General features: G+C 65.6%; 2 protein-coding genes. Both read right to left on the bottom strand.

The features are described from left to right. Positions 1–626, bottom strand: a 626-nt coding sequence (locus QM693_RS37455) for a dihydroxy-acid dehydratase domain-containing protein (RefSeq protein ID WP_283354829.1), incomplete at its 3' end; no start/stop codon positions are given. A gap of 52 nt (positions 627–678) precedes the next feature. Continuing rightward, on the bottom strand, positions 679–1,176 hold the full coding sequence (locus QM693_RS37450; RefSeq protein WP_280781777.1) for a PH domain-containing protein: 498 nt from the start codon (positions 1,174–1,176) through the stop codon (positions 679–681). Positions 1,177–1,349 lie beyond the last annotated feature (173 nt).

The raw sequence follows: 1,349 nt of genomic DNA, 5'->3' as shown, positions 1-1,349 counted from the left end.
AGGCAGTTCATCGAGTTCGCGGTGAACATGCCCGAGCACGACCCGCACGTCGGGCAGGCGCTGCGCTCGACCTCGGACAGTCCTTCGTCGTCGACTTCGTCGTTGGCGCTCGCCGAGATCGCCGTGATGAGGTCGGTCGGTGCCTGGGCGACACCGTTCACCACCACCGCCTTGCCGGCCTCCATCGGACCGCCCGACACGAACACGGTCGGGACGTTCAAACGCAGTGCGGCATTGAGCATTCCGGGAGTGATCTTGTCACAGTTGGAGATGCAGACTAGCGCGTCGGCGGTGTGCGCGTTGACCATGTACTCGACGGAGTCGGCGATGATCTCGCGGCTAGGAAGGGAATACAGCATGCCGCCGTGTCCCATCGCGATGCCGTCGTCGACGGCGATCGTGTGGAACTCGCGAGGTACACCACCGGCGGCGCGGACGGCGTCGGCGACGATGTCGCCGACGTTCTTCAGGTGGACGTGCCCGGGAACGAACTGCGTGTACGAGTTCGCGATCGCGACGATCGGCTTCCCGAAGTCGGAGTCGGTCATTCCGGTGGCGCGCCACAGTGCGCGGGCGCCTGCGGCATTTCGTCCTGCGGTGGTGGTTCGGGACCTCAGCGGGGGCATGAGCGTATTCCTTAGTCAGCGTACGGAAGTACTGACAAACGCTACTCGCGCACTATTCCCCGTCTGTGTCCGGCCGGTTCTTCACAGGCTGCTCGCCGTTCGATTCCGCGTCGGCGTGGTGGGCTGCTTCGTCCGCCGCGGCGGCTGCCGCGTAGGGGTCGGTGATGCGGCCGCCGCTCGCCTCGGCGATATCGGGAAGCCGGTCGAACGTGACGACGGGAAGGGTCACCTCGCCCCCGTCGGTCAGGGTCGCCCGGGCCCAGCCGCGCTTGGGGAAGCGGAATCCCGTGATCTCGGACCACCCCAGCGACCGGCCGCCGAACAGCCGGCGCACTTCGAGTCCGTCGGGCGTGACGGTGGTGCGTACCCGCGCGACCCAGGCCACCGCGACGATCGGGGCGATCACGAGCCAACCGAAGGCGGCGGGCCAGCCGAAGATGGGGAACGACACGGCGAACAGGAGGAAGGCGCATCCCAGATAGGCCAGGGGAGAAATCCGGATGACCTGCTTGGGCGGGTTCGTCGTGTGGGATGATGATTCTGGTGGCACGGGCTGCTGCGGAGTTGACACCTCTACATCTTCGCACCGCAGCCGATGTATCTCATATTCTGGGACGGCCGACTCACCAAGTTGACTGTTCACTATTAGCGCGCCTACCGTCGAGCGCGTGAAACAGAATGAGTTGCTCGTAATCGGCCGGCGCGTCGTCGCCTGAGTCGATT

Source organism: Rhodococcus sp. IEGM 1305 (assembly GCF_030058635.1).
GTDB classification, from domain to species: Bacteria; Actinomycetota; Actinomycetes; order Mycobacteriales; family Mycobacteriaceae; genus Rhodococcus_F; species Rhodococcus_F opacus_D.
This window is presented reverse-complemented; position numbering and strand designations above follow the sequence as displayed.